Here is a 24,368-nt window from a genome sequence, read left to right as displayed (position 1 = left end):
CGGATCGCCTCTGTCGTCGTGGCGCTCCCATGAAGAACCTGGCCCATAGCGCATCCTTTGATTCGGACGAAAAGTATGCACCATCAAAGCCTGGGATCAAACACCTAGGTCGTATTTCGGCGATGCCTCGGACAAGCCTGCGTATGGCCGCATCGGCGTCTTCGTCGGGGTATGAGTTCAAGTGCCCGAACACGTTTGTGACGTCTGCCGTCACTTCTGCGCCATCGAGTTTTGCACCGATTTTTGCAGGATCCGATGGGTCTGCGACAGCGCTATCGACACCCGGCTGCCGTTTGAATTCGGCAATTACGAGCTCTCTGAATTCCGCCATATTAGAAAAGCGACGCTTCTGAGCCTTCGCGCGCCCGAGAAAGCCAGCGATTATGGAAAACAAAGCCATCGCAAATATCCCCCGCCTTGTGACTGGATGCCCCGATGACGTAACCATCTATCGCCCTACTTGTCTCTCGATACCCGCAAAACTACAGCCTGCCATCTTGGCAGGCACTAAACCCCTTCCGCCATGATCTCGCGCCCGATCAGCCAGCGGCGGATTTCGCTGGTGCCGGCGCCGATCTCGTAGAGCTTGGCGTCGCGCAACAGCCGGCCGGTCGGATACTCGTTGGTATACCCGTTGCCGCCAAGCAGCTGGATGGCGTCGAGCGCCATCAGCGTCGCCTTTTCCGCGGCAAACAGCACGCAGCCGGCGGCATCCTTGCGTGTCGTCTGGCCGCGATCGCAGGAAGCCGCGACAGCATAAACGTAAGCGCGCGCGGCATTCATCGTCGAATACATGTCGGCGAGCTTGCCCTGTACCAGCTGGAACTCCCCGATCGGCTGGCCGAACTGCTTGCGCTCATGCACATAGGGGATGGCGACATCGAGGCTCGCCGCCATCAGCCCGAGCGGGCCGCCGGCGAGCACGGTGCGCTCGTAGTCGAGGCCCGACATCAGCACCTCAACGCCGCGGCCTTCCTCATGCAGCACATTGTCGTAGGGAACCTCGACATTGTCGAACACCAGTTCGCCGGTGTTGGAGCCGCGCATGCCGAGCTTGTCGAGCTTTGGCGATGCCGAGAAGCCGGCCATCGTCTTTTCGACGATGAAGGCGGTGATGCCGTGCGATTTCCGCTCCGGATCGGTCTTGGCGTAGACCACCAGCGTTTCGGCGTCGGGGCCGTTGGTGATCCACATTTTCGAGCCGTTGAGCACATAGCGGTCTTTGCGCTTTTCGGCGCGCAGCTTGAGCGAGACGACGTCGGAGCCGGCGCCCGATTCCGACATGGCCAGCGCACCTGCCCTTTCGCCCGAGCACAATGCCGGCAGGAATTTCTCCTTCTGCGCCGGCGTCGCCCAGCGGTTGATCTGGTTAACGCAGAGGTTCGAATGGGCGCCGTAGGAGAGACCAACCGAGCCCGAGGCGCGCGAAATCTCTTCCACCGCAATGACGTGGGCAAGATAGCCCATGCCGCTGCCGCCGAAATCGGGATCGGCGGTGATGCCGAGAAGGCCGAGCGCGCCGAGCTCTTTCCACAGATGCGTGGGGAATTGATTGCTGCGGTCGATCTCGGCAGCGATCGGCGCTATTTTCTCCTGGGCAAAGCGGCGCACCAGATCGCGCAGCGCCTCGATGTCCTCGTCATGCCCGAAGCTGAGTGTGTTCGTGTACATGCCGTTCCCTCCTGCCGCATGACCCCGAAAATCGACTTCGATTTTCGGAAAGGATCATGCGCGAAATCAAAATGATACAGCGTCCTTTGCGCGTCCGAAGGGACGCGCGGCGCTGTAAGTCTTGCCGTCGATCTTCGCGCCAACCAGGCGCATTGTCATTGAAAGATATGTCGCCGTGACTTCAGCCATCGACAGCCGCTCGCCCGGCCGGAACCAGACGATGACGCCGGTCATCATCTGGATCAGGGCCATGGCAGTGAGCCCGGTGTCATCGACACTGAAGGCGCCGGCCTCCGCGCCGTCGCGCAGGATGGCGCGCAACTCCTTCTCATAGGCGGTGCGCATGCGAAGGATCTGCGTCAGCCGGTCATGTGACAGGCTGCGCAATTCCATGTTCGAGACATGGGTGCAGTGGCGGCGCTCGATGTGGAAAGCGATGTGGTTTTCGACATAGGCGGCAAGCCGCGTTGCCGGATCGGCGGCATCGGGGCGTGCGGCGTCCCACGCTTCGATCAGCCCTTCCATATGTTCGCGCATAAGCGTGAACAGCAGGTCTTCCTTGGTCGGAAAATAGCGGTAGAGCGCGGCGGCCTGGACGCCGACCTCGGCGGCAAGCTGCCGCATCGACATCGCCTCGTAGCCGAAGCGGGCGATCAGGCTGACCGCTGCCTCGCGGACGGCCGCTTCAGTCTTTTCGCCATCGGATCCCGTTGTGCGTGCCATGATCGTCTCCCGATATTTACTAATAAAACGAACGTTCAATTAATTCAAGCGGCAATAAAGTGGTTCCGTCTAGGCAATGATCCGAAAGTCGATGGGCGCGTCGAGGAGTTCGAATTCTTCGATCTCGACCTTCGAAACCGAAGCTCCCCTTGGCCCTTGCCGGAGCCGTTCGATCATTGTGGAAACCGCAGCATCGGCACCGGCAATCGAGGCCGTCACCGTGCCGTCTCGTTCATTGCGTACCCAACCTACGAGGCCAAGCCCTATCGCTTCGCGTCGCGCCCACATCCGGTAGCCGACGCCTTGCACCTTACCATGCACGCGCGCCTGCACCGCCTTTTGCCGGTCGTTATCTCCCATGCTCAAGAACTGGCGCGGGATTGGACGAAAGCAACAGCCTTGAACGGTTGGATTGTTGTTGGATCGACGGAAGCCGGGGACTCGGCTGATTTTATCGTGGCTTTTGGCGGCGTCGGCAGGCCGTGTCGCGACGGCAATCGGCCGGGCTAGTTTCCCCGCGCCGCGGCGAGTGCGCCGGGCAGTTCCTCGGCAAAGATGTCGAGCTCATGATCGAGGCCGACGCTGACCCTTATGCAACGGTCGAGCCCTGGCGCCATCGGTTTGCGAATGAACACGTCGCGCGACAAAAGATTTTGCAGCACTTTCAGCGCGAAGGCGCCGTCCTTGCCGCAATCGATGGTGACGAAATTGGTCGCCGATGGCAGCGGCTTCAGCCCGTTCGTCTCCGCAGTCCCGGCTATACGTGTGCGGCCGGCAGCGACTCGCGCCACCACGCTGTGCAGCCAGTCCTGGTCGGCCAGCGCCTCGACGCCGGCGATCTGCGCCATGCGGCTGACGCCGTAATGGTTGCGGATCTTCTCGAAATCGCGGATCACCTCAGCCTCGGCCACCGCATAGCCGCAGCGAATGCCGGCCAGCCCGTATGCCTTGGAGAAGGTGCGCATGCGGATGACGTTGGGCCGCGCGACATCGATCGGCGGCAGCGCCGAGGCCGGTCCCAACTCGCCATAGGCCTCGTCGAGCACCAGCATGGTGGTTTCCGGCAACGCTTCGACAAAGCGGGTGATATCTCCTGCTTCCCACCAACTGCCCATCGGATTGTCCGGATTGGAGAGATAGACCAGCGGCGCCTTATCCTTGATAACTGCCTTAAGCAGTTCGTCCAGACTTTCCTTGTCGTTCTCGTAAGGCACCGTGACCAGCCGGCCGCCGACGCCGGCAATGTGGAAATTGAAGGTCGGATAGGCACCGAGCGAGGTGACCACCGCGTCGCCGGGCGCCACATACATGCGCGCCACCAGGCTGAGCAGCCCGTCTATGCCTTCGCCGACCACGACGTTTTCGGCGCCGACCCCGAGATGGCGGGCGGTGGCCTGCTTCAGATCGTAATTGTCGGGATCGCAATACATCCACTGGTCACGCGCGACGCTCTCCATGCGGGCGATAACGCGCGGTGAAGGCCCGAAACTGCTCTCATTGGCGCCGATGCGGGCGCGAAACGCGCGGCCGCGCTCGCGCTCCTGCGCCTCCGGGCCGACAAACGGCACCGTCGAGGGGAGTGCGCCGACAAGCGGCGTGAGGGCAGGGCGCTGGCGCATGGCAAAGGCTCACGACGAGAAGAGGGGCCTTCTTGCTAGCGTGCCCGATAGGACGGCGCAAGTTCTGGCGCGGCTGGAAATAGCGGCCATGACGCCCGGGATGAAATCGGCGCGGGTGGCCACGCTCTACGACCTGACTGCCGGTAGGCGGCAACCTTTTGAAGGCCAGCACTGCAGCCAATGACTATGGCGACGGATGCTTCAAACTGCAGCCAATGACTATGGCGACGGATGCTTCAAAAAGAAAAACCCGGCGGTTGCCCGCCGGGTTCGATTTTGAGCCAGTCAGAGCCTGTTAGAACGAGCGCTGGAAGCGCAGCAGGCCGCCAATGCTGCTCTTCTTGTCGGCGTTGGTGAAGTTGGAGAAGTTGGCGTCGTCGAACTTGCCTGCGTTGAGGTAGTCGACTTCGGCCGTGACCGTGAAGCCGGGAACAACGTCGTAGGCGATGTTGGCGGCGACGCCGAGATTCTTCCATTCGTCATACGAGACCTGGGCGTTGAACGAGGTCTTCTCGTTGATGGTGTAGGTGCCGCCACCCCAGAATGCCCAGTTGCCGCCCCACTGCTTGTAGAAGCCGCGGCCGCCGGCGTCGATCGCATAGCTCGAGTCCGTCAAATTGTCGTCGGTGCCGTAGCCGCCCATGATGAACAGCGACAGGTTCTGCATCGGGGTGATGTCCAACCGAACCTTGCCGGCGACTTCTTCATAGTTGCTGTCATAAGCGACGACGCCGGTGATGGCGCCCCAGCCCTGCGTGTACTTCACGCCGCCGACGACATGCGGAACGTAGCTGTCGATGGTGTCGAAGCCCGAGCCTTCTTCGAGAGAGACGACGGCCGAGAAGCCGTTGCCCGCATCGAAGTAGTACTGGACGACGTTGGTGTCGAAGTCGCCGTAGGGAACGAGCGTATCCTGAAGGACGTTGCCGGCGTAGCCGATGAACGTGTCGAAGGCCGATTCGTCTTTACCGACGCGCAGACCACCGAGCTGGATCCAGGCGAAGTTCAGCGAAACGTTCTTGTTGCCGGCAGGGTTGGAGTTGAACTCGTCTGCTTCCGTCGCCGGATCGTCTGCCGACGGATAGCCGTTACGATTGCCGAAGTTGAAGCGGGTCTCGGTGTAGGTCTTCAAGGTGCCGAGTTCGGTTTCCTGGCCGGTCCAGGTCTTCAGCGTGAAGCGGGCGTTCTTGTAGAAGGTGTCCTGCTCGTCGCCATCCTTATGGTCGAAGGACCTCGCACCGTCGAACGAGCCGACGTCGCCGGCACCGATGTCGTAACGGACATAGCCGCCAATGCGCAGGCAGGTTTCGGTGCCGGGAATGTAGAAGTAGCCGGCGCCGTAGACGTCGCAGATCTTGACGTATTCAGCCGGTTCCGGCTCGGCGACGACGACGGCGTCGGCGGCGCGCGCACCGGAAACTGCGATCAAGGCCGCAGCGGAGCCGAGGAGAAGGCTCTTAATGTTCATTTTCTGACCTCCAGTCAGAATCGAACAAGACAGTGAAGCCGGCGACAGGCGTTTTCGCTGTAATCAGTTGTTATTGTTGAGGTTTATTGAAAAATGGACTTTGCTGCGGGTGATGCGGCCATCACCACAGGCGCTTGTTTGCGAAAGCATGCCCTGAACCGGATTTGAGATAGCGCTCGAATGAAGCTGCCTTGGCCTGGTTCGAAAAGGCCATATAGGTGACGATCCGCCACGGCAGAAACTTGGATGTATGGCTGGATTTCCCCGCATTGTGCTCGACAAGCCGTCGTTTCAGGTCCTTCGTTATGCCGATATAGCGTTCGCCTTCCGCAGCCGTACTCTCCAGAAGATACACATACCACATGAGCTGCTCTCCTTTGCCGGGGCTTCGGAGGGCATCCTCTCCGCCATCTTGCTTCGCGCTGAGGGTTGGGCTTGTCCTGCGAAGCTCGAAGAGCGAAGCAGGACTGCCAATCGAATTTTGCAAGGGGTTCTCTGGGCTTACGCTGTGCGGCACGTAGCACACCACACGGTCCGGCCCTCCTACGCCAAGGCTTCGGAGGGCATCCTCTCCGCCATCCTGCTTCGCGCTGAGGGTTGGGCTTGTCCTGCGAAGCTCGAAGAGCGAAGCAGGATGGCGGAGAGGATGGGATTCGAACCCACGAGAAGCTTTTGACCTCTACTCCCTTAGCAGGGGAGCGCCTTCGACCACTCGGCCACCTCTCCGTTGCGCCGCTGGATAGAGAAAAGCGCCGGCACAATCAACAAGCCGGCGCGATAATCGTTGAAAAATCCGCATTCCGCCGCAGCGGCGCGTTTTGCATGCGGCGATTCTACGGCAGTTCCCTGGCTGGCGAGTCGGCGACATGGCCGCAATTCCGGCCGGCCATCGCCGGATTCGGCCACATTGCGCGGCGCTGGATAAGGCTTGCAGGCCCTTCGATAGTTAATGAGAGCTTTCTGACTGAGGCCAAATCGTGTCATTTGTGCAACAACGCCGGGGGATAGCGTCCGCACAGCCCTTTCGCCCGTACGATCGTGGTTGAACGCCGCCGCCTCATGGGTAATGTCGATTTCGAAGGAGCGGCGCGGTGCGCATCTTTTTCGGTAGTGGGGATGGGGCAGGGAACGCTGTCCTTCAGCAAAGAATACCCAGACCCGTTTTTTAACTTTTGACTGGAGGTCAGAAAATGAACATTAAGAGCCTTCTTCTCGGCTCCGCTGCGGCCCTGATCGCAGTTTCCGGTGCGCGCGCCGCCGACGCCGTCGTCGTCGCCGAGCCGGAACCGGCTGAATACGTCAAGATTTGCGACGTTTACGGCTCGGGCTACTTCTACATCCCCGGCACCGAAACCTGCCTGCGCATCGGCGGCTATATCCGCTACGATATCGGCGCCGGCGACGTCGGCTCGTTCGACGGTGCGACGTCTGCCGACGTTGAGGACGGTGGCAGCAACGACACCTGGTTCAAGCACGCCCGTTTCTCGCTGAAGACCTGGACCGGCCAGGAAACCGAGCTCGGCACCTTGAAGACCTACACCGAGACCCGCTTCAACTTCCAGAACAACAACCGTGATTCGGGCTTCGATCCGGACGGAGCCGGCCCCCTCTTTGGCTCGCCCAATGCTGCTGGCAACGGCGACACTGTCTCGCTGAACTTCGCCTGGATCCAGCTCGGTGGCCTGCGCGTCGGTAAGGACGAATCGGCCTTCAACACGTTCATCGGCTACGCCGGCAACGTCATTCAGGATACGCTGGTTCCCTACGGCGACTTCGACACCAACGTCATCCAGTACTATTTCGATGCGGGCAACGGCTTCTCGGCCGTGATCTCGCTCGAAGAAGGCGCGGGCGGCGGTACTCCCGGTTCCTACGGCGTGGGCACGATCGACAGCTACGTTCCGCATGTCGTCGGCGGCTTGAAGTACACGCAGGGCTGGGGCGCCATCACCGGCGTCGTCGCTTACGACAGCAACTATGAAGAAGTCTCCGGCAAGGTTCGTTTGGACATCACCCCGATGCAGAACCTGTCGCTCTTCATCATGGGCGGCTACGGCACCGACGACAACCTGACGGATACGGGCTACGCGTTCCCGGCCGGCGGCCGCGGCTTCTACAAGCCGTGGGATGGCAACTGGGCAGTCTGGGGTGGTGGCACCTACACCATCAACGAGAAGACCTCGTTCAACGCTCAGGTTTCGTATGACGAAGGTGAAAACCTCGGCATCGCAGCCAACATCGCCTACGACGTCGTTCCTGGGTTCACGATCACTGCCGAAGTTGACTACGTCAATGCAGGCAAGATCGATGAGGTCGATACCCTTGGCACGAACCACAACTGGACCGGTATTACTGATGGCGACGACGCCATCGGCGGCATGCTCCGCTTCCAGCGCTCGTTCTAAGGTCTGGCTTTAGGCAAGTGAATACCAGCCCGGGCGCATAAACGCCCGGGCTGTTTTTGTTTCGTGACTGGACAAGACAAGCAGAAGGAACAGGGGGAATCGGCAGCTGAACAGTCCGTAGGGTGCGTTCGTGGGATCCGCTGATGGGCGGATGAATTCACAACTGCGTGATTAAATCTCTTGAAAGGACGCTTCCAAGCGGGTAGGTCTGACTCTATCCACTCGGGGGTGTGGCAATTTATGACCAGCGACGCGATACAAGAGGGCGACCCCTCCGAACATTTCTCAATGTTCTCTTCTCAAAATGCGAAGATAAAATACAGCTACAACAAGATTAGAGAAGTAAAGTCGCACCGGGTCCGAGAGCTTTTTTCAGCGTACCGAGACATACTCTGGGATGATGGGCGACATAAATACAATGTCAGCTCCTTCATCGGCGAAATAGACGAGATTCTCCTCGGAGAACGGTTCAGCGCCTTCGACCAGAGCACCCTGGACAATCTTATCGGCACCTTGCGCCAGCGCGGCAACAGCAACGCAACCATCAATCGAAAGATGGCTGCCCTCAGCAAACTGCTGCGCAAGGCTTACAAGATGGGGGATATCCACAGCCTGCCCGAGTTCCGCCGCCAGAAGGAGCGGGCGGGACGAATTCGTTTCCTCGAAAGGGACGAAGAAGCAAGGCTGTTCGCCGCCATCAGGACCCGCAGCGAAGACGCCTACCGTCTTTCGTGCTTTCTCGTGGACACCGGATGCCGTCTCGGCGAGGGGCTCGGACTGATCTGGAACGATATCCAGGAACATCGCGTCTCGTTCTGGATCACCAAATCCGGCCGCAGCCGCACCATCCCGATGACCGAGCGGGTCAAAGAGGTGATCAAACTGCCCCCGTCAGAGGGCCGCCGGCCCAAGGGTCCGTTCACCAAACTCAGCCAGGCACAATTTCGCGCGATCTGGAACGATGCCAAGGCCGAAGTCGGTCTCGGCGCCGACGACCAGGTGGTTCCGCACATCTTGCGTCACACCTGTGCCTCGCGTCTGGTCCAGGGCGGCATCGACATCCGCCGCGTGCAGATGTGGCTCGGCCACCAGACGCTTTCGATGACCATGCGCTATGCGCATCTGGCCACCAACGATCTCGACGGCTGCGTTGTCGTGCTGGAAACGCCCCGCGGCGAGGGGTTATCCGGCGATGGAAAAAGCTCGGCCTTCGCATCGCCGCTGACCACGGCCTCAGTGCCAGCGCCTGCTCAAAAAAGTAAAGCGGCAGCGGCGAAGGCACCCAAGGCGCCCCGGAAAAGCTCGAAAGCCAAATAGTTACCCAAGGCTTTCATATACTGCCTCGGCAACCCCAGGATCATCTTTGATCTTGGGGTTTACTTTTTCTGGGCCGCATTTGGTACTCCATCCAGGAAGGTCGCGATAGCGCCCGGCAGGTTGCCTGTCTCCAGGAAGGGCGCATGGCCCTGGCCCTCGACGGTGATCGCTTCCATGCCGGAATGACGCTTTTGCATCTCGTCGAGTGTGTCGGCCGACAGGAGTTTCGAGTTGGCGCCGCGAATGGCAAGCAAAGGTATGGCCGCCAGCGCCTCGAACTGCGGCCACAGATCCGGCAACGGCTTGCTGAGGTCGAGGCCCGCCACCGTCTCGACCAGCTGCGTGTCGAAATCCGGCAGCAGGAGGCTTTCGTCCGTCTCGCGGTAGAGGGCCGACACCATCCGCTCCCAATCCGCTGCGGTCAGAGCGGGAAAATCCGCGCCGTGCGCGACGCGTTGGGCATCGATCGCCTCAGCGCGGCTCTTCGGTTTCGGTGCCGGGTCGAGATAGGTTTGGATATAGGCGAGCCCCGCGGCCTCGATCACCGGTCCGATGTCGTTCAGCACGATGGCTTTCAGCGCGGCCGGCCGCAGCGCGCCGAGCACGTGGATGATCAGCCCGCCGCGCGATGTGCCGATAAAGGCCGCTTCCTCGACGTTCAGAGCGGCCAGTCCGGCGAGGACATCGCCGGCTTCGATGCCGACATTGTAGTGGCAGATATCAGGATCGTAAGCGGACTGGCCGCGGCCACGGTAGTCGAAGGCGATGACCTTGCGCGGATTGTCGGTTCGCTGCGACAGATAAAGCGCCAGCTCATGGAAATCGCGCGCGTTGCGGGTCAGGCCGGGCAGGCAAACGACCTGCCAGTCTGCCGAATTGGTCTCGCCATAGACGCGGGCGTGAAGCTTGAGCCCGTCCGGCGCGGTGTAGAAAAAGTCGGAGAAGCCGTCGGTGCTCGACATATTAAAAGGACTCCCTGTCCGGATTGTCTCCGTCTGCTACAGGCGAGGGTGGGAGCGGTCAAATCGAGGGTTGTCGGCAAGCTGACACTCTTGGAAATGCCAGACATCTCCCCCACGAGGGGGGAGATTGGCGGTTCAGGCGCTACGCCCTTCCTTCGACGTTGGAGATCGGCGAAATCGGCAATGACAGCTGATCTCCCCACTCGTGGGGGAGATGGCCGGCAAGGGGGGCGCGAAGGATCGCCAACGTCTGCCCGTGGCGACAGCTCTGCGGCCTCAGCCTCTTCCGTTCACCAAATCCCCAACGATATCGTACTTCCCCGAAATGCGCATCTTGTAGACCTCGTAATTCTCCATCACGCGCTGCACGTAACTTCTTGTTTCGGTGTAGGGAATTCGCTCGATCCAGTCGACGACGGCGTCGATGCCCTTGCCGCGCGGGTCGCCGTACTTGGCTACCCATTGGCTGGCGCGGTTAGGGCCGGCATTGTAGCCGGCGAAGGTCAGCACATAGGAGCCGCCGAAGCGGTCGAGCTGCTCGCCAAGGAAGGCAGCCCCCAGCGTCGCATTGTAACCGGCATCGCTGGTCAGCCGATCCTGGGAAAAGCTCAGTCCTGCCTTCTTCGCCAATTGCTTGGCGGTGCCCGGCATCAGCTGCAGCAGGCCGCGCGCGCCGGCGCTGGAGACGGCGCCGACATTGAATTCGCTTTCCTGGCGGGCGATCGCATAGGCCAGCGCCTTGCCCGAGCCGGATATGTCGGCGGTGTCGGGAATGACGCCCAGCGGATGCGACAGCGCGCCGACATCGATGCCGCGCGCGCCGGCGATCTTGCCGATCTTCAGCGCCATGAAATGATTGCCCTGCTTTTCCGCCAGCACCGCAAGCAGCGCCAGCTCGCCGGGGCTGGTCAACTGCCCGGCGAGGTCGCGGTAAAGCGTCTCGGCATAGCGGTCGTAGCCCGCCTCCTGCAGCCGCTTGATGGCGCTGACGGCTTCGCGGCCGTCAAAGCTTTGGCGGTCGGCAGTGCTTGGCTCGGGATAGACGATGTTCAGCGTGCGCAAGCCAACCCGTTCCGCCGCCAACTGCCCGTAGAAAGTGGTGCCATAGGCTGCCGCCTTGGTGAAATAATCCTTCGCATTGCCGGGACCGCCGACTTCCGCCGCGCGGCCAAGCCAGTAATAGGCGCGTGACAGCGACATCGGTCCCTGCGCGAGATCGGCGATGCGGGCAAAATGGGTCGAGGCCGTCGCAGGATCGTTAAGGCCGCGCAACGCATACCAGCCGGCGTGGAATTCGGCCTCGGCGGCGCTGGCGGGGCTTTCGGCGGCATGCGCGGCAACGATCTTGTAGGCGGTCTTCCAGTCGCCCTGGTCGACCAGTGCGCGCGACAGCACGCGGCGCTCGACCCACCAGGCATCGGGATCGACCAGCGCGTCGCGGCTCGTTGGCGCTTTCATCATCACCGCGGCGGCGTCCGCAAACTTCCGCTGCTTGCGCAGATATTCGGCTTGCGCGAAGAAATAGCCGGCCGATTGCTGCGCGGCAGGCACCGCTTTCAACAGCTTGGCCGCGTTCTTGTCGCCACGCGAGGCGGCGGCCCAGGCATCGGCCAGCGGTTGCGCGCCGGCAAGTGCTGCGACCCGCAGTGCCGAATTCTCCCGGTCGGCATAAAACATCCGTTCCATGCGGAAACGATGGTCGGCAGCCGGAATGATGGCGCCAAACTCCTTGCTGACGGCCGCCTCGTCCCTGGCTTCCAGCTTCTCGGTGCGCCAGAATGGCGACAGCACGGAAAGCGCAGCCTTGGTGTTGCCAAGAGCTACATAAGAACGGGCAAGGATGACCACGCCTTGAAAGGTCAGCGGCTGGCTGCCGTCAAAGGCTTTCACCACGGTCTGCGGCGAGGGGTTCTCGCGATAAAGCGCGCGCTCGCTGTTCTTGCGCAGAGCGATGGTGCCGGGCCAATTCGGCAACATCTTTGCGGTATCGGCAATCTCGCTGCTCGGCACACGGTCGCCGCCATAGAGCGCGATCGCCCAGGCCAGGATATGGCGGTCCAGCGAACTGGCCGGCAATGTTTCGCGCACCGCTCGTGCCGCGGCGATATCGCCGGTCGCCAACGCGTCGAGACTGCCTTTCAACACGGCGATATTGGCGGAGGGCGCATCGGTCTGCGCTCCATCTTGCATGTCAGGCATCGGGATCGATGAGGTCGTCTGCTCGTCGACGCTCTCGTTTGCCGCCGTTCCCACTATCAGCAGGGCAACGGCGCCAAGCAATATGAAGCGGAGTGGCCGACCGGCCGGCATGATCCTGATCTTTCCCTGTTGCGGCACTTTAGATGGCAAGCCCAGGTGCCCGAGAGCCTAGACTTAGGTCGTGAAGAGCTCGTAAACAAAGGGTTATCGAGGCCGTTCGAATTGCGCTTGCTGGCACCATCGGCATGCTTGCCGCGCAACAGTGTCGAGACTATGGTGCGCGGCTTCGCTTTCGGCTAGAAGGCGCCCGATGCATGTCGCCCAAAAGCGGGAACCGGTTTTGGGACGACGACATGCATAAACAAACAAGTTCCAAGGAGTTGGACGACATGCTGAGAGGCTCGCTTACTGCGCTCGTGACGCCGTTCGAAAAGAGCGGACGTTTCGACGAGAAAGCCTTTCGCGCCTTCGTCGAATGGCAACTTGGCGAGGGCACGACGGGCCTCGTCCCGGTCGGCACCACCGGAGAGTCGCCGACGCTGTCGCATGACGAGCATCGCCATGTCGTCAAGGTCTGCATCGATGTGGCCAAGGGCCGCGCTCCGGTCGTCGCCGGCGCCGGCTCCAACAACACCGCTGAAGCGGTCGGTCTGGTGCAGTACGCCGAGCAGGCGGGCGCCGACGCCGCTCTGGTCGTCACGCCTTATTACAACAAGCCAACACAGCGCGGCTTGTACGAGCATTTCGCTGCCGTCGCCAGGGCGACCAAGCTGCCGATCATCATCTACAACATCCCGCCGCGCTCGGTGATCGACATGATGCCGGAGACGATGGGCAGGCTGGCGCACGACTTCAAGAACATCGTCGGCGTCAAGGATGCCACCGGCAAGGTCGAGCGCGTGTCCGAACAGCGCGCCACCTGCGGCAAGGAGTTCATCCAGCTTTCAGGTGAGGATGCCTCTGCCCTCGGCTTCAACGCTCATGGCGGTGTCGGCTGCATCTCGGTGACGTCGAATGTCGCGCCGCGGCTGTGCGCCGAATTCCAGGAAGCCACACTGTCCGGTGACAGCGCCAAGGCGCTGGAATTGCAGGACCGTCTGCTGCCGCTGCACAAGGCCATCTTCCTCGAGCCCGGCCTGTGCGGCGTCAAATACGCGCTGTCGAAGATTGGCAAGGTCGAGAACGTGGTGCGCTCGCCGCTGGTGACCATCGAGGCGTCGACCGCCGAGAAGATCGATGCGGCGATGAAGCACGCCGGCTTGATAAATTAAGGATGAGGCGCCACCTCTCCGCATCATGAACCAGGTCAGAAAAGCCGATCCCAACAACAAGACCGTTGCGGAAAACCGCAAGGCGCGGTTTTCCTATGAGGTGCTCGACACGGTCGAGGCCGGCCTTGTGCTGACCGGCACCGAGGTCAAGTCGTTGCGCCAGGGTCAGGCCAACATCCAGGACAGCTACGCCTCGGTCGAGGGCGGCGAGATCTGGCTGATCAACTCCTATCTGCCGGAATATCTGCAGGCCAACCGCTTCAACCACGAGCCCAGGCGGCGCCGCAAGCTGCTGCTCAACAAGCGCGAGATGGCAAAACTGGCGCAGAGCATCGACCGCGAAGGCATGACGCTGGTGCCGCTGAAAATCTACTTCAACGACCAGGGCCGTGCCAAGCTGCTGCTCGCCGTCGGCCGCGGCAAGAAACTGCACGACAAGCGCGAGAGCGAAAAGCAGCGCGACTGGTCGCGCGAAAAGGGCCGGCTCATGAAGGAACGCGGCTAGAATCTCAGGCAGCCCCAGAAAAGCCAGACATCGGCTTTCAAGTTTCGAACAGCTGCAACAGCAAAACACGACGGGGGAAGGCTTGAAGAACCGGATCATCCTCTGGGGTGCGGCCAGTCTGGTCTTCGCCGGCATCGTCGCCGCAGGCGGCATCTTCTATTTCCGGACGTTCTCGCCGGATCGTGACAGCTATCCGGTCAGGGGTATCGACGTTTCCCATCATCAGGGTGAGATCGACTGGCGGCGCGTTGCCGCCGACGATGTCGCCTTCGCGGTCATCAAGGCGACCGAGGGCGGCGACCATGTCGACGATGCCTTCGCCAAAAACCTGCGCGAGGCGCGCGCGGCCGGACTTGCCGTCGGCGCCTATCACTTCTTCACCTTCTGCCGGCCGGGCGCCGACCAGGCGAAAAATTTCATCGCGGTGGTGCCGCACGACCAGCCGCTGCTGCCGCCGGTCGTCGACATCGAATTCGGCGGCAACTGCCCGCAACGCCCGTTGCCGGAGCAGCTGAGCGCGGAACTCCAGGCCTTCCTCGGACCGGTTGAAGCTGCGTTCGGCAAGCCGGCGATCATCTACCTGACCGACGAGGCCGAGGACGCCTATGCCGGGAAAATCGACGTTCGCCCGCTCTGGCGTCGCTCGTTGCTCCTGGAGCCAGGTCGCAACGACTGGATCTACTGGCAGTACCACAATATGGGCCGCGTCGACGGCATCGTCGGCGATGTCGATCTGAATGTGCTGAAGGGCGGGCAGGAGAAGCTGGCTGAGTTGTTTGCCGCGCCTTGACCTGGCGTGCTCGACCGGCGCGAGATTGGAACCAAACATCGCGGCGCTGATCGGCCCTACCCAGCGTTCCGGCCAGTCTGCGCGCTAACGAAGGTCGGTTTCAGACCGAGCGCTTCCGGACTTTCATGATTGTCGCAATTCCGGGTTCCCGTCGCCGCTCAAGGCTTTGGAGAGCGCCTGTCTCGTCGTGCCTGCCTTTCGGCAAGCTTCGTCATCCGCGCCCGGGCAAGCCAAGGGCAAGATCGTGCTGGCTGGGTTCTGAAGGCTTAATTGCGCAGGAACTCGGCGATGTCGCTGAAAACCTTGACGAACATCGTCTCCGTCAAGACACCGGTGTTGGTGTTGTAGCGCGAGCAGTGATAGCTGGAAAACAGCGTGACGCCGCCGGCCGGCAACTGACCGCCGTGCTTGAACGGATAGGCGGCGACGCGTTGGCCCAGCGCCCTGACGGTCGACTGGTGCGCGATCGAGCCCAGCGCCAGCACGGCGCGCAATTTTGGAAAGCGCGCGATCGTCGGCACCAGGAAGCTGCGGCAAGTGGCGATCTCGGCGCCGACCGGCTTGTTCTCCGGCGGCACGCAGCGAACCGCATTGGTGATCGCGGTGCCGACCAACTGCAAGCCGTCATCCGGCCGCGCCTTGAACTCGCCGCGGGCAAAACCGTGAGCGATCATCGTTGAGTAGAGCAGGTCGCCGGCATAGTCGCCGGTGAACGGTCGCCCGGTGCGGTTGGCGCCGCGCAGGCCGGGCGCCAGCCCGACGATCAGCAGCTCGACGGCGTCCTCGCCATCAGGCGGCAGGAAAGTCGGCACCGGCGCATTGAACCACGACGGCTCGCGTTGCCGCCAGTCTGCGATGAAATCATGCAGGCGCGGGCAGAGCGGGCAGTCGCGGTCGGGTTCGGGAGCGGCGTCCAAGGCCGCCGCCGTCAATAGTCTTCCTCTTCGACTTCGGCCGGCTCGGGCCTGCGCACCGGCCGTTCGGAGGGATCGCGGCCGACCTCGTTCTTCAGCGAGGTCAAATCGATGAAATGGTCGGCCTGGCGGCGCAGATCGTCCGAGATCATCGGTGGTTGCGAGGCCATGGTGGAGACGATCGAGACCTTGCGGCCGCGCCGCTGCAGCGCTTCGACCAGTGTGCGGAAGTCGCCGTCGCCGGAGAAGATGACATAGTGGTCGACAACATCGGCAAGTTCGAGCGCATCGACGGTCAGTTCGATGTCCATATTGCCCTTGATCTTGCGGCGGCCGGTCGAGTCGGTGAATTCCTTGGCCGGCTTGGTCACCACCTTGAAGCCATTGTAGTCGAGCCAGTCGATCAAAGGGCGGATCGAAGAGTATTCCTGATCCTCGACCAGAGCGGTGTAGTAATAGGCGCGCAGCAAATAGCCGCGCTTCTGGAAGCTGGACAGCAGTTTGCGGTAGTCTATGTCGAAGCCGAGTGCGCGCGAGGTGGCGTAGAGATTGGCGCCGTCTATGAAAAGAGCGATTTTTTCACGGGGGTCGAACATGGCAATATTCCTTTTTCGAAATAGGTGGCGGACTAATCGAAATGGGTCGTTATATCGGTCGGCTCGTAAATAAACCGGCTGACCTTTCGTCAACCGAGATAGCGCCAGTTTTACGGCAATCCAAGGGTGCCGGGGCGCACTGCAAGCAATTGTGATCGGAGCCGTGTCGTCGCCGGTAGGCGGGCTTTGCCGGCAAGGCATTCACCGGCGCCAGAGACTGGCATTCGCCAGCCCATGGGGCCACGGCGCCATAATGCTTGTATTTTGGCGGCGTTCGGGTTATGGACCGCGCCTGTTTTCCATCAAATCCAGGCATGAAAGGGGCAATCAATGGCCCGCGTAACCGTTGAAGACTGCATCGACAAGGTCGACAACCGCTTCGAGCTCGTGCTGCTCGCCGGCCACCGTGCCCGCCAGATCAGCCAGGGCGCGCCGATCACCGTGCCCCGCGACAACGACAAGAACCCGGTCGTAGCGCTGCGCGAGATCGCCGACGAGACGCTGTCGCCCGACGACCTCAAGGAAGATCTGATCCACTCGCTGCAGAAGCACGTCGAGGTCGACGAGCCCGAGGCCGACGGCGAGGCGATCGCCGACCAGACCGGCAACGCAGTTGCAGCTACCGATGCCGACGACGCCGAAGAAAACGTCACCTTCGATCGCATGACCGAGGAAGACCTTTTGGCCGGCATCGAGGGCCTGGTTCCCCCGGAAAAGAGCGACGACTACTAATCGCTGCCCTGGACCTGCCGGGAATATGGTTCCGGCACTTCCGTCCCGTGAGTTTCGTGGCTATCTATGAGATGCGCCGTACATCAGTGCGGCGCATCAATCATTTCAGCACCGTGAGAACCCGCCCATGATGCGTCAGTATGAGCTTGTCGAGCGCGTTGCGCGCTACAAGCCTGACGTCAACGAGGCGTTGCTCAACAAGGCCTATGTCTACGCCATGCAGAAGCATGGCCACCAGAAGCGCGCTTCCGGCGATCCCTATTTCTCGCATCCGCTCGAAGTCGCCGCCATCCTCACCGAAATGCACATGGACGAGGCGACGATCGCCGTCGCCTTGCTGCATGACACGATCGAGGACACCACCGCGACGCGGGCCGAGATCGACGATCTGTTCGGCCCCGAAATGGGCAAGCTGGTCGAAGGCCTGACCAAGCTGAAGAAGCTCGATCTCGTCTCCAAGAAGGCCGAGCAGGCGGAAAACCTGCGCAAGCTGTTGCTGGCCATCTCGGAGGATGTCCGCGTTCTGCTGGTCAAGCTCGCCGACCGTCTGCACAACATGCGCACCCTCGACCACATGCCCGAGGCCAAGCGCCTGCGCATCGCCGAGGAGACGATGGACATCTATGCGCCGCTCGCCGGGCGCATGGGCATGCAAGGCATGCGCGAGGAACTGGAAGAGATCGCCTTCCGCTTCATCAATCCGGAAGCCTATCGCGCCGTCACCGCGCGGCTTGCCGAGATATTCGAGCGCAACAAGGGCGTGCTGACCGACATCGAAAAGGCGCTGTCGGCGCTGTTCGAAAAGCATGCCATCAACGCCGGCGTGAAGAGCCGGCAGAAGAAGCCTTGGTCGGTGTTCCGCAAAATGGAGGCCAAGGCGCTGTCCTTCGAGCAGCTCTCGGACATCTTCGGCTTCCGCGTCGTCGTCGACAGCGTCGAAGACTGTTACCGCGCGCTCGGCGCCATTCACACCACATGGTCGATGGTACCTGGCCGCTTCAAGGATTACATCTCGACGCCCAAGCAGAACGACTACCGTTCGATCCACACCACCATTGTCGGCCCATCGCGCCAGCGCGTCGAACTGCAGATCCGCACCCGCGAGATGAACAAGATCGCCGAATATGGCGTCGCCGCCCATTCAATCTACAAGGACACCGGCGGCAAGACGAACGGTGCCGCCCATGCGATCTCGAAGGAGACCAACGCCTATGCCTGGCTGCGGCGCACCATCGAGCAACTGGCAGAAGGCGACAACCCGGAAGACTTCCTCGAAAATACCAAGCTGGAGCTGTTCCAGGACCAGGTATTCTGCTTCACGCCGAAAGGCATGCTGATCGCGCTGCCGCGCGGCGCCACGCCCATCGACTTCGCCTATGCCGTGCACACCGATGTCGGCGATACCTGCGTCGGCGCCAAGGTCAACGGCCGCATCATGCCGCTAATGACGGAACTGAAGAACGGCGACGAGGTCGAGATCATCCGCTCCAAGGCGCAAGTGCCGCCGGCGGCCTGGGAGTCGGTGGTGGTCACCGGCAAGGCGCGTTCAGCCATCCGCCGCGCCACCAAGAACGCCATTCGCAAGCAATATTCAGGTCTTGGTGCCCGCATTCTCGAGCGCGCCTTCGAGCGCGCCGGCAAGACCTTCACCAAGGAAAGCCTGAAGCCGGTGCTGCACCGGCTGGCGCGCAAGGACATCGAAGATGTGCTGGCCTCGGTCGGGCGCGGCGAACTTGCCTCGACTGACGTCATGAAGGCGGTCTTCCCAGACTACAAGGACGAGCGCGTCACCGTCAGCGCCCCCAAGCAGCGCGAGGAGGGCTGGTCGAAGATCCGCAACGCCGCCGGCATGCTGTTCCAGATGCCCGGCACCCGAGCCGCGCGCAAGGACAAGGACCAGCCGCGCGATGGCGCGGTGCCGATCCGCGGCGTGCGCGGCGACCTGCCGGTGCGTTTCGCGCCGGAAGGGGCCGTGCCTGGCGACCGCATCGTCGGCATCGTCCAGCCGGGCACCGGCATCACCATCTATCCCATCCAGTCGCCGGCGCTGCAGGCCTTCGACGACCAGCCGGAGCGCTGGATCGACGTGCGCTGGGACATTGACGAGCAGACCAAGGAGCGCTTTCCGGCGCGCGTCTCGGTCACCGCCATCAACGCGCCGGGCTCGCTCGCCGACATCGCCCAGGTCGTTGCCTCCAACGACGCCAACATTCATACGCTGTCGATGGTGCGCACCGCGCCCGACTTCACCGAAATGCTGATCGATCTCGAAGTCTGGGATCTGAAGCACCTCAACCGGCTGCTGTCGCAGCTCAAGGATAATTCGAGCGTCAGCGATGCGCGGCGTGTGAATGGGTGAATAGTGAATAGTAGTGAATAGTGAATAGTGAATAGTGAATAGTGAATAGTGAAAGAAGGCGTTCTCACTACCATTCACCATTCACCATTCACCATTCACCATTCACCATGGACATGGGGCGAGTTATGAATACCGATGAAGTTCTGGGCATTTTCCGCGAGGCAGGCGCTGTTCTGGAGGGACATTTCATCCTGACGTCGGGTCTGCGCAGCCCGGTCTTCCTGCAGAAGGCGCGCGTCTTCATGCATGCCGACAAGACCGAGCGGCTTTGCAAGGCGCTGGCCGAAAAGATCCGCAAGGCGGTGCCGGGCAAGATCGACTACGTCGTCGGCCCGGCGATCGGCGGCCTGATCCCGGCCTATGAGACGTCGCGCCATCTCGGTGTGCCAGCAATCTGGGTGGAGCGCGAAGGCGGCGAGTTCAGGCTGCGCCGCTTCGAGATCGCGCCGGGATCGCGCGTCGTCATCGTCGAGGACATCGTCACCACCGGCCTGTCGATTCGCGAAACCATCGACTGCCTGCGCGCGATTGGCGCCGAGGTCGTGGCGGCGGCCTGCATCATCGACCGCTCGGCCGGCAAGACCAATGTCGGCGTGCCGCTGATCGCGCTTGCCGAATATGAGGTGCCGGCCTATCCCGCCGACCGCCTGCCGCCGGAACTTGCCGCCATCCCGGCGATCAAGCCGGGTAGCCGCAACATTTAGGGGACATCACCATGATCGCCGGCATCGATCATTTCGTGCTGACGGTCCGCTCGGTGGAGGACAGCTGCGCCTTCTACCAGCGGGTGCTTGGCCTCAAGCGCCTCGACGAGCCGGAGCGGCCGACGGCGTTGCTGTTCGGATCGCAGAAGATCAATCTGCATCAGGCAACGCACACTTTTGAACCGAAAGCCAAGATGCCGATGCCTGGCTCCGGCGATTTCTGCCTGATCGCCGCAAGGCCGCTTGCCGAGATTTGCGCCAGTCTGGAAGCCAATGGCGTTGCCATCGAAGTCGGTCCGGTCGAGCGCACCGGCGCCCGCGGTAAGATGATGTCGGTCTATTTCCGCGATCCGGACAGCAATTTGGTCGAAGTCAGCGAATATCGGGAATAGTCTATCCGCCTCGGCGTCGTCTTCGCGCGGACATTGCCGTCGTCAGGGAGCTTTCATCGATATTGTCCTCAGTTTCGCCCCAATGGCGCTCTTGTTACCCGCCTGCGGCAGACCATCGCGGCGGCGTTTCATTGTTCCGCCGCAAGGCAGTCGCTATATCAAAGTCGTTGTTGCCTTTCTGCGCCCTCGAAGCGCAAGATGGAGCGACCGCGCCCGGCCAGGGATGGTTGCAATTTGGGCGTGACGAACCGGGAACTGGAACAGAGTGCTTTTTCGACGCCGAAAGCCTGATGGCATTCTGGAGCGGGTGCGTACCTATCTGTGGCCGCGCCGCTCGTTTTCGCGCTCGTTGCAATATTTCTCCAAGCGCATCCTGCGGCTGAAGGCGACACCGCATGCGGTCGCGGCCGGCGTCGCGGCCGGCGTTTTCGCCTCCTTCTTTCCGCTCGGCTTCCATTTCGCCGTCGCCGCCGTGCTCTGCTGGGTGGTCGCCGGCAATCTGGTGGCCGCCGCCCTCGGCGCGGTATTCTTCGGCAATCCGCTGACTTTCCCGCTGCTGTGGGGAGCGTCCTGGGAAGTCGGCAAGCTGATCCTGCATGAACGCCTGCCCAAGAACGGACCGCCTGCGCATCTTGGTGAGATGATGCACACGCTGTCGTTTGCAAAACTGTGGCATCCGGTGCTCGAGCCGATGCTGATCGGCGCTGTGCCGCTCGGCCTGATCTTCGGGCTGATCTTCTACGGTATCACCCGCTGGGGGATGACAGCCTTTCGCGAGCAGCGCAGGAAGCGCATGGCAGAGCGGGCGCATAAGGCCGAGCACCGCGGACGGGAAGTTCCGGCGGAATGATCATCGGCATCGGCAGCGACCTGATCGACATCAGACGCATCGAAAAGTCCCTGGAACGGCATGGTCAGCGCTTCATCCAGCGCATCTACACCGAGGTCGAACAGGTCCGCTCGGAAGGCCGCAAGGGCCGCGCAGCCTCCTATGCCAAGCGCTTCGCCGCCAAGGAGGCCTGCGCCAAGGCGCTTGGCACCGGCCTGGCGCAGGGCGTGTTCTGGCGCGACATGGGGGTCGCCAACCTGCCCAGCGGCGCGCCGACGATGGCGCTGACCGGGGGAGCGGCGGCACGGCTGGCCAAAATCCTGCCACAGGGGCACAGAGCGGCGATCCACCTCACAATCACCGATGATTTCCCGCTTGCTCAAGCCTTTGTGATCATCGAGGCGTTGCCCGCCGAACAAGCGCCACATTGATTGCATCAGACGACCGCTATCTAACGCCGACTTGACGTTGCCCAGCGCGCGCCGAGACTCTATACCATCCAACGCACAATCGAGGACGACATGAGCGTGGCTGAAAAATCCGAGAAGAAATCCGGCGGGCTTGGCGAAATCGTCAGCGTCATCATCCAGGCTTTGCTGCTGGCCATGGTCATCCGCACGTTGCTGTTCCAGCCCTTCTCGATCCCGTCCGGCTCTATGCGGCCGACCTTGCTCGAAGGCGACTATCTGTTCGTCACCAAATGGTCCTACGGCTTCTCGCGTTATTCGCTGCCATTCGGCCCCGACATCTTTTCCGGCCGCATCTGGGGTTCCGATCCGAAGCGCGGCGACGTGGTGGTCTTCAAGTTCCCGCCGGATCCGTCGCTCGACTACATCAAGCGCGTCGTCGGCCTGCCGGGGGACAAGATCCAGATGAAGGACGGCCAATTGTTCATCAACGGCCAGGGCGTGCCTCGTGTGAAAACCGGCCAGATCCAAAATCCTGATATCACGGAAGTGCCTGAGCCGGTCGACGTCTATCGCGAGACCCTGCCCAACGGCGTCAGCTACGACACGCTCGACCTGACACCGAATTCGATCACCGACAACACCCGCGAGTTCGTCGTGCCCCCCGGCAACTATTTCATGATGGGCGACAACCGCGACAATTCCTCCGACAGCCGCCTCAGCGTCGGCTACGTGCCGGCGGAGAACCTTGTCGGCCGCGCCAACATCGTCTTCTTCTCGATCGCCGGGAAGGCGAGCCCGCTCGAGATCTGGAAATGGCCGTCCCTGGTGCGCCTGTCGCGCCTGTTCCATTTCGTGAATTGATGGCTTTGAAGCGCCCGACGGGTGAAACTCTGGCCGATTTGGTGACAGCCAAAACCGGCCATTCCTTCCGGGATGTCCGTTTGCTCGAGACCGCGCTGACTCATTCCAGCGCGGTCAAGGCAAGCAGCAACAACCAGCGCCTCGAATTCCTTGGCGACCGCGTGCTCGGCCTGATCGTTGCCGACCTGCTTTTTGAAAAGTTTCCTGAGGCGCCGGAAGGTGAAATCGCCCCGCGCTTCAATGCCCTGGTCGATGCGCGGACATGCTCCGAGATCGGCATTGAAATGCAGCTCGAAGATCTGGTTCGGGCCGACGCTGCCTTGAAGGCGCGCTCGCGTGGCTCGGGCGGAAACTATCTGGCGGATGCAGTCGAAGCGCTGATCGCGGCGGTCTATATCGATGGCGGCCTCGATGCGGCAAGGCAATTCGTCCTGCGCTACTGGGAGCCGCGCTCGCAAAAGGTGGTGGCCAAGCCGCCCAATCCGAAATCCGACCTGCAGGAATGGATCGCCAAGACCAGCGATGTCAGGCCCGAATACGCGATCGAGAAACGCGAGGGACCTGAACATCAACCGGTTTTCACGGTGTCGGTGAAGGTCGGCGGTTTTGCGCCGGCGAGCGGCACGGGCGGCTCTCGCCGCGCAGCCGAAGAAGCGGCGGCATCGGCGTTTCTTACGCGCGAAGGCATCTGGGCCAACCAAGGGAGTGCGGCATGACCGGCAGCGAAGATCTCCCTCCGGCAGCGGAGGCCACGCATTCCGGCTTCGTTGCCCTGATTGGGGCGCCCAATGCCGGCAAGTCGACGCTGGTCAACCAACTGGTCGGCGCCAAGGTGTCGATCGTCACCCACAAGGTGCAGACCACCCGCGCCATCGTGCGCGGCATCGCCACGCATGACAACGCGCAGATCGTCTTTGTCGATACGCCCGGCATCTTCAAGCCGAAGCGCCGGCTCGACACCGCGATGGTGACCACCGCCTGGGGTGGCGCCAAGGACGCCGATATCGTGCTGCTGCTGATCGATGCCGAGCGCGGCATCAGGGGTGACGCCGACGCCATCCTCGAGCGGCTGAAGGACGTCCGCCAGCCGATGGTGCTGATCCTCAACAAGGTCGACCGGGTCAAGCACGAGGCGCTGCTGGCCCTGGCCGCGGCAGCAAACGAAAAGGTGCCGTTCAAGCGCACCTTCATGGTCTCGGCGCTGACCGGCTCCGGCTGCAAGGATTTGCTCGACTATCTCGCGCAAGCGCTGCCGGTCGGCCCCTGGTACTATCCGGAAGACCAGATCTCGGACCTGCCGATGCGCCAATTGGCCGCCGAGATCACCCGCGAGAAGCTGTATCTGCGGCTGCATCAGGAGTTGCCCTATTCCTCGCATATCGAGACCGAGAAATGGGAAGAGAAACCGGACGGCTCGGTGCGCATCGACCAGACCATCTATGTCGAGCGCGACAGCCAGAAGAAGATCGTGCTCGGCCACAAGGGCGAGACGATCCGCGCCATCGGCCAGTCGGCGCGCATGGAAATAGCCGGCATTCTCGAGCAGAAAGTGCACCTGTTCTTGTTCGTCAAAGTGCGTGAAAACTGGGGCGACGACCCCGAACGCTACCGTGAGATGGGGCTTGAGTTTCCCCATTGAGC

At 61.9% G+C, this 24,368-nt stretch carries 26 protein-coding genes and 1 tRNA gene; 14 read left to right on the top strand and 13 right to left on the bottom strand.

What is annotated here, in order from left to right; translation table 11 throughout:
• From NKH38_RS28980 to NKH38_RS28940, 9 genes are all read right to left on the bottom strand, one after another.
• On the bottom strand, window positions 1-400 hold a 400-nt coding region (locus NKH38_RS28980), incomplete at its 3' end, for a hypothetical protein (RefSeq protein WP_352904683.1).
• A gap of 107 nt (window positions 401-507) precedes the next feature.
• Window positions 508-1,671, bottom strand: a complete 1,164-nt coding sequence (locus NKH38_RS28975) for an isovaleryl-CoA dehydrogenase (protein WP_023731403.1) — start codon at window positions 1,669-1,671, stop codon at window positions 508-510.
• A 66-nt stretch (window positions 1,672-1,737) separates the two neighbouring features.
• Entirely contained in the window at window positions 1,738-2,394 is a 657-nt protein-coding gene (locus NKH38_RS28970; RefSeq protein ID WP_023731404.1) for a TetR/AcrR family transcriptional regulator, read from the bottom strand.
• A gap of 69 nt (window positions 2,395-2,463) precedes the next feature.
• Window positions 2,464-2,754, bottom strand: coding sequence for an acylphosphatase (locus NKH38_RS28965; RefSeq protein ID WP_023731405.1), 291 nt, complete (start codon window positions 2,752-2,754; stop codon window positions 2,464-2,466).
• A gap of 146 nt (window positions 2,755-2,900) precedes the next feature.
• Entirely contained in the window at window positions 2,901-4,013 is a 1,113-nt protein-coding gene (locus NKH38_RS28960; RefSeq protein ID WP_023731406.1) for a pyridoxal phosphate-dependent aminotransferase, read from the bottom strand.
• Between the two features lie 295 nt (window positions 4,014-4,308).
• Window positions 4,309-5,481, bottom strand: coding sequence for a porin (locus NKH38_RS28955; RefSeq protein ID WP_023687273.1), 1,173 nt, complete (start codon window positions 5,479-5,481; stop codon window positions 4,309-4,311).
• A gap of 121 nt (window positions 5,482-5,602) precedes the next feature.
• Entirely contained in the window at window positions 5,603-5,845 is a 243-nt protein-coding gene (locus NKH38_RS28950) for a GIY-YIG nuclease family protein (protein ID WP_023731409.1), read from the bottom strand.
• A 271-nt stretch (window positions 5,846-6,116) separates the two neighbouring features.
• Window positions 6,117-6,207: transfer RNA gene (locus NKH38_RS28945), tRNA-Ser, on the bottom strand.
• Entirely contained in the window at window positions 6,169-6,465 is a 297-nt protein-coding gene (locus NKH38_RS28940; RefSeq protein WP_352765741.1) for a hypothetical protein, read from the bottom strand. The genes NKH38_RS28945 and NKH38_RS28940 overlap by 39 nt, the downstream gene beginning before the upstream one ends.
• 206 nt (window positions 6,466-6,671) lie before the next feature.
• Here NKH38_RS28940 and NKH38_RS28935 point away from each other — a divergent pair, with 206 nt between their 5' ends.
• Both NKH38_RS28935 and NKH38_RS28930 read left to right on the top strand, forming a co-directional pair.
• Window positions 6,672-7,886 carry a porin gene (locus tag NKH38_RS28935; RefSeq protein WP_352904680.1) on the top strand — a complete coding sequence of 405 codons (1,215 nt, stop codon included), beginning with the start codon at window positions 6,672-6,674 and terminating at the stop codon, window positions 7,884-7,886.
• Between the two features lie 240 nt (window positions 7,887-8,126).
• Entirely contained in the window at window positions 8,127-9,203 is a 1,077-nt protein-coding gene (locus NKH38_RS28930; RefSeq protein ID WP_023731411.1) for a tyrosine-type recombinase/integrase, read from the top strand.
• Between the two features lie 59 nt (window positions 9,204-9,262).
• Here the strand turns inward: NKH38_RS28930 and NKH38_RS28925 are convergent, their stop codons facing one another.
• Both NKH38_RS28925 and NKH38_RS28920 read right to left on the bottom strand, forming a co-directional pair.
• Window positions 9,263-10,165: an alpha/beta fold hydrolase gene (locus tag NKH38_RS28925; RefSeq protein ID WP_023731412.1), complete on the bottom strand. Its 903-nt coding sequence runs from the start codon at window positions 10,163-10,165 to the stop codon at window positions 9,263-9,265.
• Between the two features lie 276 nt (window positions 10,166-10,441).
• Complete coding sequence (locus tag NKH38_RS28920) at window positions 10,442-12,475, bottom strand: lytic transglycosylase domain-containing protein (protein ID WP_352763985.1); 2,034 nt, start codon at window positions 12,473-12,475, stop codon at window positions 10,442-10,444.
• Between the two features lie 278 nt (window positions 12,476-12,753).
• Here NKH38_RS28920 and dapA point away from each other — a divergent pair, with 278 nt between their 5' ends.
• From dapA to NKH38_RS28905, 3 genes are all read left to right on the top strand, one after another.
• Entirely contained in the window at window positions 12,754-13,635 is an 882-nt protein-coding gene (gene dapA / locus NKH38_RS28915) for a 4-hydroxy-tetrahydrodipicolinate synthase (RefSeq protein WP_023727558.1), read from the top strand.
• A 25-nt stretch (window positions 13,636-13,660) separates the two neighbouring features.
• Window positions 13,661-14,140 (top strand): SsrA-binding protein SmpB, encoded by a 480-nt coding sequence (gene smpB, locus NKH38_RS28910; RefSeq protein WP_023687280.1) that lies wholly within the window; start codon window positions 13,661-13,663, stop codon window positions 14,138-14,140.
• Between the two features lie 82 nt (window positions 14,141-14,222).
• Window positions 14,223-14,930, top strand: a complete 708-nt coding sequence (locus NKH38_RS28905; protein WP_352763987.1) for a glycoside hydrolase family 25 protein — start codon at window positions 14,223-14,225, stop codon at window positions 14,928-14,930.
• A gap of 266 nt (window positions 14,931-15,196) precedes the next feature.
• On the opposite strand, the gene NKH38_RS28900 is transcribed toward NKH38_RS28905, so the two are convergent.
• Together NKH38_RS28900 and NKH38_RS28895 are read right to left on the bottom strand one after the other, a co-directional pair.
• A complete protein-coding gene (locus tag NKH38_RS28900) occupies window positions 15,197-15,862 on the bottom strand; it encodes a uracil-DNA glycosylase (RefSeq protein ID WP_023687282.1) in 666 nt (221 codons plus the stop codon).
• Window positions 15,859-16,440, bottom strand: coding sequence for a LabA-like NYN domain-containing protein (locus NKH38_RS28895; RefSeq protein ID WP_023670234.1), 582 nt, complete (start codon window positions 16,438-16,440; stop codon window positions 15,859-15,861). Before NKH38_RS28895 ends, NKH38_RS28900 begins: the two co-directional genes overlap by 4 nt.
• Window positions 16,441-16,770: 330 nt before the next feature.
• On the opposite strand from NKH38_RS28895, the gene rpoZ reads away from it, so the two are divergent.
• From rpoZ to era, 9 genes are all read left to right on the top strand, one after another.
• Window positions 16,771-17,172, top strand: a complete 402-nt coding sequence (gene rpoZ, locus NKH38_RS28890) for a DNA-directed RNA polymerase subunit omega (RefSeq protein ID WP_023670235.1) — start codon at window positions 16,771-16,773, stop codon at window positions 17,170-17,172.
• Between the two features lie 127 nt (window positions 17,173-17,299).
• Window positions 17,300-19,531: a RelA/SpoT family protein gene (locus NKH38_RS28885; RefSeq protein WP_023670236.1), complete on the top strand. Its 2,232-nt coding sequence runs from the start codon at window positions 17,300-17,302 to the stop codon at window positions 19,529-19,531.
• Between the two features lie 125 nt (window positions 19,532-19,656).
• Window positions 19,657-20,235: an orotate phosphoribosyltransferase gene (pyrE, locus tag NKH38_RS28880; RefSeq protein ID WP_023731418.1), complete on the top strand. Its 579-nt coding sequence runs from the start codon at window positions 19,657-19,659 to the stop codon at window positions 20,233-20,235.
• Window positions 20,236-20,246: 11 nt separating this feature from the next.
• Complete coding sequence (locus NKH38_RS28875; protein ID WP_023731419.1) at window positions 20,247-20,627, top strand: VOC family protein; 381 nt, start codon at window positions 20,247-20,249, stop codon at window positions 20,625-20,627.
• A gap of 265 nt (window positions 20,628-20,892) precedes the next feature.
• The gene (locus NKH38_RS28870) at window positions 20,893-21,477 is read left to right on the top strand and encodes a DUF2062 domain-containing protein (protein ID WP_023709783.1); all 585 of its coding nucleotides are present in this window, start codon (window positions 20,893-20,895) and stop codon (window positions 21,475-21,477) included.
• Window positions 21,474-21,887: a holo-ACP synthase gene (acpS, locus tag NKH38_RS28865; RefSeq protein ID WP_023670240.1), complete on the top strand. Its 414-nt coding sequence runs from the start codon at window positions 21,474-21,476 to the stop codon at window positions 21,885-21,887. Before NKH38_RS28870 ends, acpS begins: the two co-directional genes overlap by 4 nt.
• Window positions 21,888-21,977: 90 nt before the next feature.
• The gene (gene lepB / locus NKH38_RS28860; RefSeq protein WP_023670241.1) at window positions 21,978-22,727 is read left to right on the top strand and encodes a signal peptidase I; all 750 of its coding nucleotides are present in this window, start codon (window positions 21,978-21,980) and stop codon (window positions 22,725-22,727) included.
• Complete coding sequence (gene rnc / locus NKH38_RS28855; protein ID WP_023684493.1) at window positions 22,727-23,443, top strand: ribonuclease III; 717 nt, start codon at window positions 22,727-22,729, stop codon at window positions 23,441-23,443. Before lepB ends, rnc begins: the two co-directional genes overlap by 1 nt.
• Window positions 23,440-24,366 (top strand): GTPase Era, encoded by a 927-nt coding sequence (era, locus tag NKH38_RS28850; protein ID WP_023670243.1) that lies wholly within the window; start codon window positions 23,440-23,442, stop codon window positions 24,364-24,366. The genes rnc and era overlap by 4 nt, the downstream gene beginning before the upstream one ends.
• Window positions 24,367-24,368 lie beyond the last annotated feature (2 nt).

Origin of the sequence: Mesorhizobium sp. M1078 (assembly GCF_040318615.1) — a bacterium.
In the GTDB taxonomy this organism is placed as follows: Bacteria; Pseudomonadota; Alphaproteobacteria; order Rhizobiales; family Rhizobiaceae; genus Mesorhizobium.
Note: the sequence above shows the minus strand (reverse complement) of the source record. Positions and strands in the feature narration are given on the sequence as shown.